This window comes from Achromobacter sp. UMC71 (assembly GCF_014170305.1).
Taxonomy (GTDB): Bacteria; Pseudomonadota; Gammaproteobacteria; order Burkholderiales; family Burkholderiaceae_B; genus Achromobacter.
This window is the reverse complement of record NZ_LZZT01000045.1, coordinates 42356-59570: the sequence shown is the minus strand read 5'-3', so window position 1 is coordinate 59570 and position 17215 is coordinate 42356. Positions and strand designations below refer to the sequence as shown.

General features: G+C 69.1%; 5 protein-coding genes. 1 reads left to right on the top strand and 4 read right to left on the bottom strand.

Annotated features, from left to right (window positions below; translation table 11 throughout):
• Positions 1–4: 4 nt before the first annotated feature.
• The 4 genes from A9974_RS21255 to A9974_RS21240 form a co-directional block, all read right to left on the bottom strand.
• Entirely contained in the window at positions 5–535 is a 531-nt protein-coding gene (locus tag A9974_RS21255; protein ID WP_183006158.1) for a TRAP transporter small permease subunit, read from the bottom strand.
• Positions 536–597: 62 nt separating this feature from the next.
• Entirely contained in the window at positions 598–1692 is a 1095-nt protein-coding gene (gene dctP / locus A9974_RS21250; RefSeq protein WP_183006157.1) for a TRAP transporter substrate-binding protein DctP, read from the bottom strand.
• A 108-nt stretch (positions 1693–1800) separates the two neighbouring features.
• Positions 1801–3336, bottom strand: coding sequence for a class I adenylate-forming enzyme family protein (locus tag A9974_RS21245; protein ID WP_183006156.1), 1536 nt, complete (start codon positions 3334–3336; stop codon positions 1801–1803).
• A gap of 5 nt (positions 3337–3341) precedes the next feature.
• Positions 3342–4523, bottom strand: a complete 1182-nt coding sequence (locus A9974_RS21240; RefSeq protein WP_183006155.1) for an acetyl-CoA acetyltransferase — start codon at positions 4521–4523, stop codon at positions 3342–3344.
• Between the two features lie 466 nt (positions 4524–4989).
• On the opposite strand from A9974_RS21240, the gene A9974_RS21235 reads away from it, so the two are divergent.
• The gene (locus A9974_RS21235) at positions 4990–17133 is read left to right on the top strand and encodes a polyketide synthase (RefSeq protein WP_255468274.1); all 12144 of its coding nucleotides are present in this window, start codon (positions 4990–4992) and stop codon (positions 17131–17133) included.
• The last annotated feature ends 82 nt before the right edge of the window (positions 17134–17215 follow it).

Sequence of the window (17215 nt, the reverse complement as noted above, 5' to 3'; positions counted from 1 at the left end):
GGGATCAGTGGGAAGCCAGCACGGCGGGCGCGGAGGCCGCCGGCGCGGCGCGGCACAGGGCGCAACCGGCCTGGCACAGCATCTGCAGGGCGCCGAACCACAGGCCGGCCGCCACGATCAGCTTGGTCCACCAGACCGGCACTTCGACATAGCCCCAGCGGAACTCGCGGATCTCGACCGACTCCAGCGCGTCGCTCGTGGCGGGGTAGGCCAGTACGGCGAGCACCACGGCGGCGGCCAGCCAGGCCAGCGCATCCATCCATTGCGCCACGCGCGGCGGCACCTTGTTGTGCAGCAGCGTGACGCGGATGTGGGCGTCGTCCATCTGCGTCCAGCCCAGGCCGAAGAACACGATCACCACCAGGCTCAGTTCCGACATCTCGAAAAAGCCCGGCACCGAATGGCCGTAGATGAACCGCACGATGGCATCCAGCGTGATGCCAAACATCAGGAACAGCAGGAACGCCGTGGCGATGGCGCCGAAGAGATTGGAGACGACGCGTAGCGCCGCGCCGAGCCGGGTGGAATAGTCCATGGATACTCTGCCTGTGAACGGCCCGGCGCGAGGCCGGGCCGTGGGGAGGGAAGGGGCGGCAATCAGGCTTCGGCGGCGAGTTCGTCGAAACGCTTCAGGGTGCCCTTGGCGTCGTATTTGGCGATGGCGTCGTTGATCAGCGCCTGCATCGCCAGGCCGTCCAGGCCGGCCGGCTTGGCCACGCGGTCGACCCAGCCGTTGGTCTGCGCCGGCTGCACCAGGGCGCGCGCCCGGTCTCGTTCCGACGCGGGCAGCGACGAGAACTTGGCGCCTTCCGCCTTGGCTGACTTGACGTACTGGCGCGCCGCGCCCTCGAAGATCCGCGCATACTCGCCGCCGTAGATCTCGCTGACGATCTGGTCGCTGACCTGTTTGACCGGTTCGGGGTAGTTCTTCCAGGTGCGGGCGTTGATGATGGTGGCGGCCGGGCCATGCGGGCCGTCACCGATATCGGTGAAGTACGGGGCGATCTCGTGCAGCTTGTAGGCCACGGCGGTGATGAAGTCAAAGCCGTACACGCCGTCGAGCACGCCGCGTTCCAGCGCGGTGTAGACCTCGGGCGCGGCCATCGGCACCGCGGTGCCGCCCAGGCGCTCGATCACCTCGTTGGCCGCGCCATAGCCGCGGATGCGCTTGCCGCGCAGGTCGTCGATGGAATGGATGGGCTGGCGGGTGACCAGCGGCGCGTAGTACCAGTTGGTCCAGTACAGGACCTTGCTGTTGTAGCGGCGTTCCCATTCATCGCGCAGCGGGGCGTATTCGGCGTAGACGTCGCGGCACAGCCATTGCAGCGCATCCGAACGGTGCATGCGGTAGTACCAGTCCAGCCCGCGGGTCACGGGCAGCTGCGATTGGTAATACCCCGGGGAAATCAGCGACATCTCGGACGTGCCGTCGCGCACGGCCGACAGGTGCTCGCCCACCTTGTTCAAGGACTGCGCCCAGTAGCGGCGTACCTTGACCTCGCCATTGGTGCGCGTTTCCAGCTGCTTGAGATACCACTCGTCCAGGCGCGACGGCCCGGAGGTTTCGCTGATGTAGCTGTCGAACTTCAGGGTGATCGGCTTGGCCGCCGCCGCGGCCCGGCCGGTCCAGACCGCCGGCGCCGAGGCGCTGGCCAGTATGGCCGCCGTCTTGATGAAATCGCGTCTCCTCATGCTTGCCTCCTTGGGGCATTCCGGCTTGTGTCGCGCCGGTGTTTCGGCCTTGGGATTCCGCTTGCCTTGGCCTGTGGTCGGACCAGGGCCGGTTGCTTTGAACCGGTCCTAGCTCGTGGGGTCGGCGCCGCGCAGGGCTTCGCGCAGCGCTGTCTTCAGGATCTTGCCGTAGCTGTTCTTGGGCAGCTCTTCGTGAAAGACGTAGCGCTTGGGCTTCTTGAACGAGGCGATCTCGGTGCGGCACCAGGCGTCCAGGTCTTCGGGCGCCAGGGTGGCGCCGGGGCGCGACACCACGAATGCCACGACCTCTTCGCCCCATTGCGCGCTGGGTGCGCCCACCACCGCGACCTCGCGCACGCCTGGATGGCGCGCCAGCGTTTCCTCGACTTCGCGCGGGTAGATGTTCGAGCCGCCGGAGATGATCACGTCCTTGCTGCGGTCGGTCAGGGTCAGGAAACCGGCGTTGTCCAGGCGGCCGATGTCGCCCGTGCGCAGCCAGCCGTCGACCAGCGTCTCGGCGGTGGCGCGGTCGTTGCGCCAGTAGCCCTGCATGACGGCGTGGCCGCGCACCAGCACCTCGCCGTCGGTACAGGACGGCACGGACTGCAGCGCGGCGTCCACCACGCGCAGCTCCATGCAGCTCTGGGCGGTGCCCACCGACGCCAGCCGCGCCGCGCGTTCGGGGTGGGCGGCGTCGGCGATCACTTCGCGCGACAGCGCGGTGATGGTCATGGGGCTTTCGCCCTGGCCGTAGATCTGCACGAAGCGCTGCCCCAGCACCGACAGGGCGTCCTCCAGGTCGGCCAGGTACATGGGCGCGCCGCCGTAGATGATGGTCTTGATGCCGCGCCCGTCATGGCCGCTGGCACGCGCCTGTTCGACCAGACGCTTGATCATGGTGGGGGCGGCAAAGAGCGACAGCGGCCCGGTCTGTTCGGCCAGGGACAGGATTTCCGCCGGCTCGAAGCCGCGCGATTCCGGCACGATGTGGCGCGCGGCCTTGCGCACATACAGCACGTGGTACAGGCCCGCGCCGTGCGACATCGGGGCGGCATACAGCATGCCGTCGCCGGCCTGCACGGTTTCGACGTCCACGGCGTAGCACAGCCCCATGGCCACCAGATTGCGATGGCTGAGCATGACGCCCTTGGGCCGGCCGGTCGTGCCCGAGGTGTAGAACAGCCAGGCTAGCGCATCGCCGGACAGCTGTGCGGGCGGGGCCCAGGGGCCGGGCGCCTGGCAGGCGGCGGCGTAGCCGGGGCCGTCGATCTCCAGGTGGCGGCAGCCCGCCGGCAACAGGCCGTCTGGCAGGTCGCCGAGGCGATCCGTGAAGAGGGCGCTGGCGCCGGCGTTGTCGGCGATCCAGGCGACTTCCTTGGGATGCAGCTTGGGGTTGATGGGCACGGCCACCGCGCCCAGCCACCACGCCGCATACAGCAGTTCGAGGTATTCGGCGCGGTTGCGGGCGAACAACGCGATGCGGTCGCCTTCGGCCAGGCCGCAATCATCCTGCAACCACTTGGCCACCGCGGCGGCGCGGCGGGCGAAGTCCCGGTAGCTTGCATGCAGCCGCAAGCCCGTGAATACGGCCGGGCGCGAGCCATGCTCCAGCGCGGCCGCTTGCAACCAGTTGGCGATATTCATGCTTGTTACGCCCGTACGGCTTCGAGTACCGAGGCGTAATTCGCGACCGCCATGCCCCCCATGTTGAAGACCAGCCCGAGTTCGGCGCCCGGGCATTGCATGTCGCCGGCCCGGCCGGTGAGCTGGCGGTAGGCCAGGGCATGCATGGACACGCCGGTGGCGCCGACAGGATGCCCCTTCGCCTTCAGGCCGCCGGAGAGGTTGACGGGCAGGTCGCCGTCGCGCTGCACCGTGCCGTCGTCCAGCACCCGGTGGCCTTCGCCGGGCGCGGCCAGCCCCATGGCTTCGTAGATCAGCAGCTCGGAAATGGTGAAGCAGTCGTGGACTTCGGCGAAGTCCAGGTCCTGCAGCTGGACGCCGGCCTCGGCGTAGGCGCGCTGCATGGCGCGGTGCGGGCCCTCGAAGGCGAGCAGGTCGCGGCCCTCCAGGGGCAGCATGTCGCTGACGTGGGTGGCGGCGCGAAAGCGCACTTGGCGGGCATGGCGCGGCGCGCGCCGCTCGCAGGTCATGACGATGGCGGCCGCGCCGTCGCTGATCGGGGAGCAGTCCGTCATGCGCAGCGGCGCCGCGATCATGGGGTTGCGGTCGGACACCGCGTTGCAGAACGCCGTGTCCAGCTCGCGCCGCAACTGCGCCAGCGGGTTGCGCATGGCGTTGCCGTGGTTCTTGGCGGCGATGGCGGCCATGACGGGCAAGGGGTCCTGGTAGCGTTCGGCGTAGGCTTGCGCCACCCGGGCGAACTGCTGCGGAAAGCTCAGGCCGCTTTCGCGCGGGTCGTTCTTGTAGCCCGCGCAGGCCAGGGCCTCGGTGACTTCGGGCGTGGTGCGCGAGGTCATTTTTTCCACGCCGATCACCAGCACCGTGCGGGCGGCGCGCGACTGGATCGCGCGCAGGCCGGCGTGGATCGCGGCGGAGCCCGAGGCACAGGCGTTTTCGCAGCGCACGGCGGGCTTGAACCGCAGGGCGGGGTGGGCCTGGTGAATCAGCGATGAGGCGAACGCGTCGGGCACCAGCCCCGCGTTGAAATGGCCCAGGTACACGGCGTCGATCTCGGCCGGATCGATGCCGGCGTCTTCGATCGCTTCGTTCGCAGCCATCACGATGAGCTGCTCAAGGTTCAACGCATCCAGTCGGCCAAACGGCGTATGGCCGCTGCCCACGATCAGAACGCCCGTGTCATCGAACATGTCTCTCTCCCCTTGCGCAGCGGTGTGCTTATGCGAATCAAGTGTAGGGCGGCGCAAGTACGTATCTCTATACGTGCATCCACGTATGCGAATACGTAGCGGTTGGCGCCATACGCCGGTCCGTACGTACAGGTTTTTTGGCATCCGCAGACGGCTCGCATGTTCGCGAACCCAGCGCTTGGCGCTGCGGTATTTCAGGCTGGGAGGCGCGAATTGAAAGGCTTTGAAGAATTTGCGGCGGGACAGGAAACACGTACGCGCAGTCCCCTTCTGCAACGTAATCGCATGCGTGATTTTGCTCGGAAAAAACAGCCTATACGTACGTGTTTGGCGTGGTGACGCGTCTGGAAATTTCACATCATCTGTATAAGAATTCGTCGACGCGTGCAGACGGCGACAGGCTACGCATTACAAGAAATCAGGCCGTCGCCATGGTCGGAATAGTCTTTCAAAGGAAGATAAGATCATGACGAGTTTCGTATCGCTTTTGGTTGGAGACGGCAGTGTGCTGGTTCGTTGCGGCGAAGTGCTGATGGCGAAGGGACACCGCATCAAGGCAGTGATTTCATCGGATCTGATCGTGCGCGCATGGGCCGCCAAGGCCGGCATCCCGCAGTACGAACTGAGCGATGCCGTCAAGCATGAATCCCAGTTTCCGGTCGACATCATCTTCAGTATCGGCAACTACTCGGTGATCCCCCAGGCCCTGCTCAAACGCGCCCGCCGCATGAGCATCAACTACCACTACGGACCCTTGCCGGAATACTCGGGTCTGCATGTGCCGGCGTGGGCCGTCTACGACCGCGCCACCGACTACGCCATCACCTGGCACCGCATCGGCGACATCATCGACGGCGGCGGCATCCTCAAGCGCATCGCCGTACCCATTGAGTCCAGCGACACCGCGTTGTCGCTGGGCCTGAAGTGCGATGAAACCGCCGTCCACAGCTTTGGCGCCCTGGTCGACGAACTGGCCGCCGGCCGCGAACAGGAAACCCCGCAAGACCTGTCCCGGCGCCGCTACTTCTCGCGCCGGTCGCAGATCTCGGCCGAAGGCCTGATCGACTGGAGCCAGGACGCCGAGCAGATCGCCGCCCTGGTGCGCGCCACCGACCACGGTCCCTTCAGCAGCCCGCTGGCCTGGCCCAAGGTGTTGATCGACGGCCGCGTCCTGGCGGTGCGTCGCGCCAGCATCGAGGCCCGCGCGGCGGGCGCCGCGCCCGGGCAGGTGATTTCAGCCGATGCCTTCGGCGCGAGCATCGCCACCGGCAACCGCGCGATCCGCCTCGAAGCCCTGTGCACGCTGGAAGGCGCTGACGTGGCCATGGCCGACCTGGTCAACGCGGGCGGCCTGCAAGCCGGCGCGCGCCTGGCCTGGGCCGGCGAACAGGCGCGCGCGCAGGTCACGGCGGCAGGCGCGGCCGCCACGGAATCGACCGAATTCTGGCGCGGCCAGCTGGCCGACTATCAACCCTACCGCCTGCCGTACACGCGGCCCGCGGCGCCGGAAAGCAATACCGCCCCGATCGTGGGCAAGCTGCCCGCCGCGCCCAGGGACGGGGATGTGGAAAACGCCTTTATCGAGCAGGCCGTGGGCGGCCTGTGCACCTTCCTGGCCCGCGCCTCGGGCGCGGCCGACGTGCACGTGGCGTTCGCCACGCCGCGCGGGGAGGTCGAGCTCGATTACCGCGACGTGTTCTGCGCCTGGGCGCCGGTGTTGGCCCGGATCGACGCGACGGCGCCGGTGGCGAGCAATCTGCAGGCCGTTGCCGCGGCCTTGCGCCGCGCGCGGGAACATGGCTTGATCCGCCGCGACATGATCGGCCGCGATGCCGCCCTGGCCGCGCGGGCGCAGCGCGGCGAACTGACGCCGGACGTGGTGGTGTCAAGCAAGACGCCCGCGGCCTATGCCCTGGATGACGACCGCCCGGTGCTCGAGCTGGTGTTGCTGCCCGGCAGCGATGCCTTTGAATTGCATTTCAACCCGCGCAAGATCGCGCGCCGCACCGCGGCGCAATTGGGTGCGCAACTGGCGGATTGGTGCCGCCGCCTGCCCGAGTCGGGCGCCTGGCCGCTGCAAGAGGTGGACGCCCTGTCCGCCAGCGAAAAGGAAGCCCTGCTCGACCAATTCAACCAGACCGGCAACCCCGCCGTGACCGGCGCCGTGGTGCATCAGCTGTTCGAAGCGGCTGCCGCCCGGCACCAGGACCGCGTGGCGCTGCGCTGCGCCGACCAGGCCGTGTCGTATGGCGAGCTGAACGCCGCCGCCAACCGCCTGGCTGGCGTGCTGCGCCAGCAGGGCATCAAGCGCGGGCAATTGGTGGGCGTGTGCCTGGACCGCTCCATCGACATGGTGGTGGCGCTGCTGGCGGTGCTGAAGGCAGGCGCCGCGTACGTCCCGGTCGACATGGCCTTTCCGGCCGAACGTATCCGCCAGATGCTGGACGCCGCCCGGCCGGCGCTGCTGATCGCGCCGCCCGCGGCGCGCACCGGCGCCTTGAGCGCCTGGGCCGACCGCTGCGTCGATATCGGCGAAGCGCTGGCACAAGCCGGGCAAGAGGCCTCCGATCCGGCGAATGCCACCCAGCCCGACGACCTGGCGTACGTGATCTTTACGTCCGGTTCCACCGGCAAGCCCAAGGGCGTCGAGGTCACCCACGGCGCACTCGGCAACTTCCTGCAGTCGATGCAGGCCGAACCGGGCTGCGACGCGACCGACAGCCTGCTGGCGGTCACGACCATTTCCTTCGATATCGCCGCGCTGGAGCTGTTCCTGCCGCTGATCAGCGGCGCCAGCGTGGTCATCGCGCGCCAGCACGAAAGCCTGGATGGGCAGACGCTGCTGGACCTGCTGCAGCGCCACGCGGTGACCATGATGCAGGCCACGCCCACTACCTGGCAGTTGCTGCTGCAATCGGGTTGGCAGGGCGCGGCGCGGCTCAAGCGCATCCTGTGCGGCGGCGAGGCGCTGTCGCGGTCGCTGGCCGACGAGCTGCTGGCCCGGGCCGACTCGGTCTGGAACATGTACGGCCCGACGGAAACCACCGTCTGGTCCAGCGTGTGGCAGGTCAAGCCTGGTGAAGACATCGTCATCGGCAAGCCCATCGCCAATACCCAGCTGTATGTGCTGGATGCGCGCATGGCGCCGGTGCCGGCCGGGTTTGCCGGTGAACTGTGCATCGGTGGCGCCGGTGTGGCGCGGGGCTACCACAAGGACGCGCAGCAGACTGCCGCGCAGTTCGTGGCCAATCCCTTTGGCGCGGGCGCGCTGTACCGCACCGGCGACCTGGCCTGCTTCAAGGAGCCGGGCAAGCTGGTCGTGCTGGGCCGCAACGACGGCCAGATCAAGCTGCGCGGTTTCCGCATCGAGCTGGGCGAGGTCGAGGCCGCCGTGGCCAGCCACGAGGACGTCGCCCGCGCCGTGGTGGTGGGGCGCAACGACCAACTGGTGGCCTATTGCCTGCGCAATGGCGCGCCGGCCGACGCCGCCCAGGACCGCCGCGCAGAGAACACCGCGGTGACCGAGTGGCGCGATGTCTGGGACCGGGCCTACGAGCCGGGCGCGGCCGACCCGACCTTCAATACCGCTGGCTGGCATAACAGCTATGACGGCCTGCCGTTCTCGGCGGACGAGATGCGCGACTGGCGCAAGCACACCGTGGACCGCATCCTGTCGGCTTCGCCCGAGCGGGTCTTCGAGGTCGGCTCCGGCACGGGCCTGGTGCTGTTCGAGGTGGCGCCCAAGGTTCGCCGCTACCAGGCCATCGACGCCTCCAGCCAGGCGGTGGAAAAGATCAACCGCCACCTGGGCGGCCTGCCGCAAGCGTCCTGCGAGCACCGCCTGGCCAACGACCTGCCCGAGGTCGAACCGGGCAGCTTCGACACGGTGGTCATCAACTCGGTGGCGCAGTATTTCCCCAACGCGGGCTACCTGCTGTCGGTGCTGGATTGGGCGACGCAGGCCGTGACCCAGGGCCGCATCTTCATCGGCGACGTGCGCGATCTGTCGCTGCTGGAGGCCTTTCACGCCGACGTGGCGAACTTCCAGGGCCTGTGTAGCCTGTCGCCCGACGAACTGCGCCGCCGCACCCAGCGCGCGCTGCGGTCCGAGCGCGAACTGGTGCTGGCGCCCGAGTTCTTCGCCCACCTGCCCTCGGTGTATCCGCAAATCACCCGGGTCGAGGTGGCGCTGCGCGATGGCGGCTACGTCAATGAAATGACACGCTTTCGCTACGACGTCATCCTGCACGTGGGAACGTCGGCGTCGGCGACGGCGGCGCGCGGCAAGGCGGCGGCCATGGCCACGGCGGACTGGCACCAGGACGGGCTGGACCTGCCGGCGCTGGCCCAGCGCCTGGCCAAGGGCGGCAAGGCGCTGACCGTGGCCAATATCCCCAACGGCCGGCTGGCGGACGTGCAGCAGCGGGTGGGGCATGTGCTGGACGCGGCGCCCGCGGCCGGCCCGGGCCAGTGGGTGGATCCGCGCGACCTGCAACAGGCCGCGGACGAGGCCGGCTATCGCCTGGTGATGCTGCCCAGTCGCAGCCGCGACATCTGGGCTTTGGACGCCGTGTTCCACAAGGACGGCGAGCAGCCCGACCTGACCTGGCAAACCGCCGCGCCGATGGATCGTGCCGCATTGAGCCAGTTCGCCAACCAGCCGGCCGCCGGGGCGCCCCCGCGTCCGGCGCTGCAGCGCGTGCTGCGGCCGTGGCTACAGGCGCGTCTGCCGGGCTACATGATTCCGGACTTCTTCGTCGAACTCGACGAATTCCCGCTCACGCCCAACGGCAAGATCGACCGCAAGGCCCTGCCCGAGCCGACCGAAGTGATGCTGGAACCGGCCGTGCAGCCCACCAACGAGCTGGAACAGCAGTTGCAGGCGGTGTGGGCCGAAGTGCTGGGCCATGACCGCATCGGCATCAACGACAGCTTTTTCAAGATCGGCGGCAATTCCCTGCGCGTGGTGCGGGTGCAGGCCGAGCTGCAGAAACTGCTGGGCCGTTCGGTGTCGACCTCGACGCTGTACGAGCACTTCACCATCAAGGACCTGGCCGCACACCTGGCCGGCAACCGCAAGGCGGCGGTGCTCAACACGCCCAAGCGCCGCAATGCGCTGGCCGACGAGCCCATCGCGATCGTGTCGATGGCCTGCCGCCTGCCGGGCAACGTGAACAGCCCGGAAGACCTGTGGGCCCTGCTGGAGCGGGGCGGCGACGGCATCGTGGAAGTGCCGAAGGAACGCTGGGACGCCGCGGCCATCTATGACGCGGATCCCGACGCGCGCGGCAAGTCCTATTGCATGCGCGGCGGCTTCGTGACACCGATCGACCTGTTCGATGCGCCGTTCTTCGGCATCTCGCCGCGCGAAGCCCGGGCGCTGGATCCGGCCCAACGCATGATGCTGGAAGTCACGTCCGAGGCCATCGAGCAGGCCGGCTATTCGATGGACCAGCTGCGCGGCAGCCAGACCGGCGTGTTCATCGGCATCGGCAAGGGCTATCACGAGTATGGGCTGGCGCTGGCCGGCGGCCTGGCCGATCTGGACGGCTACGTGGGCACCGGTTCGGCCGGCAGCACCATGTCCGGCCGGGTGTCGTACGTGCTGGGCCTGGAAGGGCCGAGCATGACGGTGGACACCGCCTGCTCGTCGTCGCTGGTCACGACCCACCTGGCATGCAACGCCTTGCGCCAGGGCGAATGCGACCTGGCGGTGGCGGCTGGCGTGACGCTGATGCTGTCGCCCGACCTGCACGTGGAGTTCAGCCGCTTGCGCGGCATGTCGCCCGACGGCCGCTGCAAGTCGTTCTCGTCCAGCACCGACGGCACGGGCTGGAGCGAAGGCGCGGCGGTGGTCGTGCTCAAGCGTCTGTCCGACGCGCAGCGCGACGGCGATCCGGTGCTGGCCATCCTGCGCGGCACCGCGGTCAACCATGCCGGCCACAGCGCCAGCCTGACCACGCCCAGCGGCCCCGCGCAGCAGCGCGTGATCCGCCAGGCGCTGTCCATGTCCGGCCTGAAGCCGGCCGACATCGACTACCTGGAAGCGCACGGCACCGGCACCAAGCTGGGCGACCCGATCGAAGGCAATGGCCTGGCCGCCGTGTTCGGCGGCAGCCATACGCCGGACAAGCCGTTGTGGGTGGGGTCGGTCAAGTCCAACCTGGGCCACACCCAGGCGGCGGCGGGCCTGGCGGGGGTGATGAAGGCGGTGTTGGCCATGCATCACGACAAGCTGCCCATCACGCTGCATGTGGTCGAGCCGACCCCGGCGGTGGATTGGGCCGCGGCGCAGATGGCGCTGGTGCAGCAAGAGCAGCCCTGGCTGCCGGGCGAACGCCCGCGCCGTGCGGGAGTCAGTTCGTTCGGCATCGGCGGCACCAATGCCCACGTTATCGTGGAAGAACCACCCAAGGCTGCGACCAAGGCCCGCGCCGGCAAGCCCGCGGCGCCGCCGGAAACGCTGCCGTTCGTGCTGTCGGGCTTTACCGTGCCCGCGCTGCGCGCGCAGGCCGACAAGCTGCACCTGCACATGGGCATGAACATCGAGGACCGCTTCCTCGACGTGGCGTATTCGCTGGCCACCACCCGCACGCACTTTCGCAAGCGGCTGGTGGTGTTCGCCAAGGGCAAGTCGGACCTGCTGGATTCGCTGGCCTCCTACGGCCGCACCGGCGAATTGCCGGCCGGCGCCGTCAGCTCGGCCGATGACCGCGACAAGGAATGCCGCCTGGCGCTGCTGTTTACCGGGCAGGGCAGCCAGCTGCCCGGCATGGGGCAGGGCCTGTACGGGTCCAATCCGGTCTTCAGGCAGGCCCTGGACGACATCACGCAACGCTTTGGCGGCCTGGAAAAGCCGCTGCTGCAAGTGATGTTCGCCGAGGCCGGCAGCGCCGACGCCGCCCTGCTGAACCGCACCGACTTCACCCAGCCGGCCCTGTTCGCGCTGGAAGTGGCCTTGTGGCGGGTCTGGGAAAGCTGGGGCGTGCAACCGGACTTCCTGCTGGGCCACAGCATCGGCGAAATCGCCGCCGCGCACGTGGCGGGCATCTTCGACCTGGACGACGCATGCCGCCTGGTCGCCGCGCGCGGCCGGCTCATGCAGGCGTTGCCGGCGGGCGGCGGCATGGCCTCGCTGGAAGCGAGCGAGGACGAAGTCCAGGCCGCGTTGGCGGCGCTGGACCTGAGCGCCCGCATCTCGTTGGCAGGCCTGAATGCGCCGCAGCAGACGGTAGTGTCGGGCGACATCGACAGCATCGACAAGGTGGTGGCGCATTTCAAGCAGCAGCAGCGCAAGGCCAAGCGGCTGGAGGTCTCGCACGCCTTCCACTCGCATCTGCTGGAACCGATGCTGGCCGAATTCCGCCAGGTGGCGCAGTCGCTCAGCTACGCGGCGCCCAAGCTGACCGTGGTCAGCAGCCTGACGGGCCAGCTGGACAAGCAGGGCCAGATGACCCAGCCGGAATACTGGGTGCAGCAGGCGCGGCAGGCCGTGCGCTTTCACGCCGGCATGCGCACGCTGTATGAGCAGGGGGTGAACACCTTCCTGGAACTGGGCCCGCAACCCGTGCTGTCCGGCATGGGCGCGGCTTGCCTGGCCGACGACGGCCCGGTGACCTGGGTGCCGTCGATCAACCCGGCCAAGGACGAGACCCTGACGATGCAAAAGGGCCTGGCCGAACTGCACGTGCTGGGCGCGCCGGTGGACTGGCGCGGCTTTTTCGCCCCGTATGGCGGCGAACGCGTCAAGCTGCCGTGCTACGCCTTCCAGCGCGAACGCTATTGGCTCGAACCCATGCCCACCCGTACGGTCGGGGCGGGGCTGAACGACGCCAACCACCAGCTGCTGGGCGGCGGCGTGCAGATCGCCGGCACCGATCTGACGATGTTCACGACGGTGGTGGCGGCCGACGAGCCGGCCTGGGTGCAGGAACACCAGGTGATGGACGCCGTGCTCATGCCCGGCACGGCCTTCTTCGAGGCCATGCGCGCGGCCGGCAACCACATCAAGGGCCAGTGGGACCTGGCCGACGTCATTATCCTGGCGCCGATGGTGCTGACCCCGGGTGTGCCGCTGCGGATGCAGATCACGGTGGGGGCGGAATCGAACGGGGCGCGCACGGTGCACGTCTACAGCTCGCTGGAATCCGATGACGCCGCCGAGTGGCAGCTGCACGCCGAAGGCAAGCTGGTGCCCGCCCAGGTCGAACGCCAGGAAACGGCGCAATTGCCGCCGCCGGACGGCGACCCCATCGACGTGGCCGCGCTCTACCAGGACCTGCACGAACTGGGCTACGGCTACGGCCCCACGTTCCAGGGCATCAATGCGGCCTGGCACGTGGACGGCGACGTCTGGGCGCGCGTGGCGCTGCCCGAGGCTGCCGCGCCGTCGGCGATCCGCTATGGCCTGCATCCGGCGCTGCTGGATTCGTCCATGCATTCGCTGCTGCTGACGCAGCGCCTGAAGGACCAGGTGGGCGACGATGTGTTCGTGCCGTTCGAGGCCGAGCGGCTGTCGGTCTGGAAGGACGGGCTGGCCGAAGTCTGGGTGCGGGTCGCGGCGTTCGAGATGGGCGAGGGCGAGTTCTGGGCCTCGCTGGACCTGTACGACACCACCGGCGAACACGTGGGCCGTTTGCACCGCCTGCATGCCCGCCGCATCGACCGCGCGGCGCTGCGGCGCCTGGCGTCGGCCGGCGTGGACCGCTATCTGTTCCGCATGGAGTGGACGCCGGTAGAGGCCCCCGACGCCGTCTTCGGCGGCACCTGGGGCCTGATGGGCGGCGCCGATACCGCATGGGCCGACGAGGTCCGCGCGCGTCTGACGCAGGCCGGGGCACAGGTGGTCGATATTTCCCAGCTGAACGAAGCCGAAGCGTGCGACGGCGTGATCCAGCTGTGGGGCGCGGGCAAGCAGGTGGTGGATCAATCCCACCGCTATGCCGCTACCGCGCTGCTGCAGGTGCAGGAGCTGGCGCTGGCCGGGTTCGCCAAGCCGATGATCTGGTTGACGCGCGGCGCGGTGGGTACCAGCAGCGATGACCCTGTCGCCGACCTGGGGGCCAGCCCCCTGTGGGGGTTGATGCGCACTGCGCGCAACGAGCATCCGGAGCTGGCCCTGCGCATCGTCGACCTGGGCGAGCAGGGGGCCGACATGGACTTGCTGGCCTCGGCGCTGGCGCTGGAAGGCGAACCGGAGTGCGCGCTGCGCGGCGGCAAGATCCTGGCGGCGCGGCTCAAGAAGGCGCCGTCGACTGCCGGCCTGGTGCTGCCGGCCGAGGGCAACTGGCGCCTGGAGATCGCCACCAAGGGCCGCCTGGACCAGCCGCTGTCGGTCAAGACGCTGGTGGACGAACCGCTGGCCGCCGGCGAAATCCGCGCGGCGGTCAAGGCCACGGGCGTCAATTTCCTGGACGTGCTGAACGCCCTGGGCATGGTCGAGATCCCCGCGCTGGGCCTGGAATTCGCTGGCGTGGTAACCGAAGTGGGCAGCAGCGTGAAGCACCTGAAGCCGGGCGATCCGGTGCTGGGGCTGGCGCGCGGCGCGTTCGGCTCGTCCATCGTGGTGGATGCGCGGCAAGTGGTGGCCAAGCCCGACAACCTCAGCTTTGAAGAGGCCGCCACCATACCCATGACGTTCCTGACGGCATGGTACGGCCTGCACGTGCTGGGCAACATGCAGCCCGGCGAGCGCGTGCTGGTGCATGCCGCCGCGGGCGGGGTAGGCATGGCGGCGGTGCAACTGGCGCTGCTGCACGGCGCCGAGGTCTACGGCACGGCCAGCGAGCCCAAGTGGCCGGCCCTGCGCAAGCTGGGCCTGCAGGACAGCCATATCGGCACCTCGCGCAGCCTGGACTTCGCGCAGGCGTTCGCCGAAACGGCGCCGGGCCGCAGCTTCGACATCGTGCTGAACTCCCTGGCGCGCGAGTTCATCGACGCCAGCTTCGCCATGCTCAAGCCGGGCGGCCGCTTCCTGGAGATGGGCAAGATCGACCTGCGCGACCAGACCTGGGTCGAGGCCAACCATCCCGGGGTGACCTACCGGGTCTACAACCTGCCCGAGGCGGGCGTCGAACGGATCCAGGAAATGCTGGGCGCGATCGCCGCGCTGTTCGCCCAGGGCAAGCTCAAGCCGCTGCCGCTGCGCACCTTCCCGCTCGATTGCGCGTCCGATGCCTTGCGCTTCATTGCGCAGGCGCGGCACGTGGGCAAGGTCGTGCTGGTGCCCGCCAAGCGGCGCAGCCTGGTCGAGCCGGACGGCGCGGTGCTGGTCACCGGCGGCCTGGGCGGCCTGGGCCGGTATGTCTCGAAATGGCTGGTCCAGAACCACCAGGTGCGCGACTTGGTGCTGACCTCGCGCAGCGGCATGAAGTCGCCCGACGCGCAGGCCTTCGTGGCCGAACTGGCCGAGCTGGGCGCCCGCGCCACCGTGGTGGCTTGCGACGCGGCTGACTACCAGGGCCTGGAGCAAGTGCTGGGCGAGTTCAACGACGCCCGTCCGCTGCGCGGCGTGGTGCATGCGGCGGGCGTGCTGGACGACGGCATGCTGTCGGGGCTGACCCCCGAGCGCCTGGACACGGTGTTCGCGCCCAAGGTGGACGGCGCCTGGCACCTGCATCAGCTGACGCAGGACCTGCCGCTGGACTTCTTCGTGCTGTTCTCGTCGATCTCGGGCGTGACCGGGGCGCCGGGCCAGGGCAACTACGCCGCGGCCAACACCTTCCTGGATGCGCTGGCGCACCATCGCCGGGCCCGCGGCCTGGCCGCCACCTCGGTGGCGTGGGGCGCCTGGGACGGGCAGGGCATGGCTGCCCGGTTGAGCGACGCCGACAAGACGCGCTTCAGCCGCCAGGGCATGGAAGCGCTCGGGCCCACCGAGGCGCTGGACCTGTTCGAGTCGGCGGTGATGAGCGATTCGCCCACGGCGGTCGCCGCGGCGCTGGACCTGGGCCGCCTGCAACGCACGCTGGAAGACAACAACGGCGGCGCGGCCCCGGCCTTGTACCGCGAGCTCTTCAGCCGTTCGGCCGGGGGCCGCGGCCAGGGCGGCGGGGGCGGGGGCGGCAGCGGCTTGCGCAAGCTGCTGGCGGAAACGGCGGTCGAGCAGCGCGAAGCCGCGGTGCTCGATGCCGTGCGCGCCGAAGTGGCCAAGGCGCTGGAGTTCGCCTCGCCGGAAGACGTGGACGTCAGCCTGCCGTTGCAGGACATCGGCATCGATTCGCTGACCGCCGTGCTGCTGCGCAACCAGCTGTCGGACATGACCGGCCTGGCCTTGCCCGCCAAGATCGCCTTCGACCATCCGAACCTGCGGGCGCTGAGCCAGTTCCTGCTGGAAAAGCTGACCGAGGCGGGGCTGGACAGCCAGGAGGCGGCGCCGCAAGAGGGCACGCCGCGCAAGGAAGCGGCGGCCGGCAAGCGCCTGGACGACCGCGTCGCCCGGCGCGGCTTCCTGGAGCCGGAGCTGCAGTTCGACAACGTGGCGGCCATGGAAGCGGAGCCGGAAGCGGTCTTTGTCACAGGCTCCACCGGCTTTGTCGGCGCTTTCCTGCTGCACGAGCTGCTCAGCGCCAACGTCATCGCGTACTGCCTGGTGCGCGCCGACGACGCCGAACAGGCGATGGCGCGCCAGGTCGACATCCTGCAACAGTACGACCTGTGGCGGCCCGAGTTCGCGGCTTTGCTCAACCCGGTCGTCGGCGACCTGACCCAGCCCCTGTTCGGCCTGTCCGAGCACGAGTTCGATCAACTGGCCGACCAGGTGGACGCGATCTGCCATTCGGGGGCGCTGGTCGACTGGATGCTGCCGCTGGATAACTACCTGGCGCCCAACGTGGTCGGCACGCATGAGGTCCTGCGGCTGGCATCGCGGGGCCGTGGCAAGGCGGTGCACTTCGTGTCCACGGCCGCCACGCTGCCGCGCTACCTGGGCTACGAGGTGTCCAAGGACGAGCGCGAATTCGGCTACCTGACGTCCAAGTTCATGGCTGAGCAGATGGTGGCCGCGGCGCGCCGGCGCGGGGCGCGGGCTTCCATCTACCGCTTGCCGTTCGTGGCCGCCAGCTCCACCAGCGGGCACTTCCGGCTGGATCGCGGCGACTTCCTGCACAACCTGATCTCGGGCTGCGTCGCCATGGGCAACTTCCCCTTGCTGGGCTCGGACATCGGCGGCGTGCTGCCGGTGGACTACCTGGCGGGGGTGATCGCCCAGGTCATGACCCGGGACGCGGCGCGGATCGGCCACGACTACGACTTCGCCAATCCCAATGCGCCCGGGTTCAACAGCCTGGTCCAGCACATCCGCGGCGCGGGCGTGCAGGTGGGCAGCGTGCCGTTCGACCAATGGAAGGACGAGGCGCTGGCCTATGCGCAGGCCAACCCCAAGAGCGCGATTGCGCGCATCGCGGCGGTGCTGGACGGCCTGAGCGCCCAGAGCGACCTGGAGCAGATGTTCGACTGCTTCCCGGTGGGCGACAAGGTCTTCGGCGGCGAGGTCTATGCCTGCCCGCCGGTCGACGGCAAGCACGTACAGCCCTACGTGGACCGCATCGTGGCCGGCTTGCCGGCCAGGCAGCAAGCGCAGGAGATGTCCCCGGTGTCGCAACCGGCGTAAGCAAGTTCGACCTGCCGTTCCGGCCCACGCGCCCCTCAGGCGCCGCCGGGGCGGCATCCCCAGCCCATTTCCACCCCCGTGG

Bases quoted from the DNA above. Each gene is read 5' to 3' on its own strand.
- A9974_RS21255 (WP_183006158.1), bottom strand. From the start codon at position 535: ATGGACTATTCCACCCGGCTCGGCGCGGCGCTACGCGTCGTCTCCAAT.
- dctP (WP_183006157.1), bottom strand. From the start codon at position 1,692: ATGAGGAGACGCGATTTCATCAAGACGGCGGCCATACTGGCCAGCGCC.
- A9974_RS21245 (WP_183006156.1), bottom strand. From the start codon at position 3,336: ATGAATATCGCCAACTGGTTGCAAGCGGCCGCGCTGGAGCATGGCTCG.
- A9974_RS21240 (WP_183006155.1), bottom strand. From the start codon at position 4,523: ATGTTCGATGACACGGGCGTTCTGATCGTGGGCAGCGGCCATACGCCG.
- A9974_RS21235 (WP_255468274.1), top strand. From the start codon at position 4,990: ATGACGAGTTTCGTATCGCTTTTGGTTGGAGACGGCAGTGTGCTGGTT.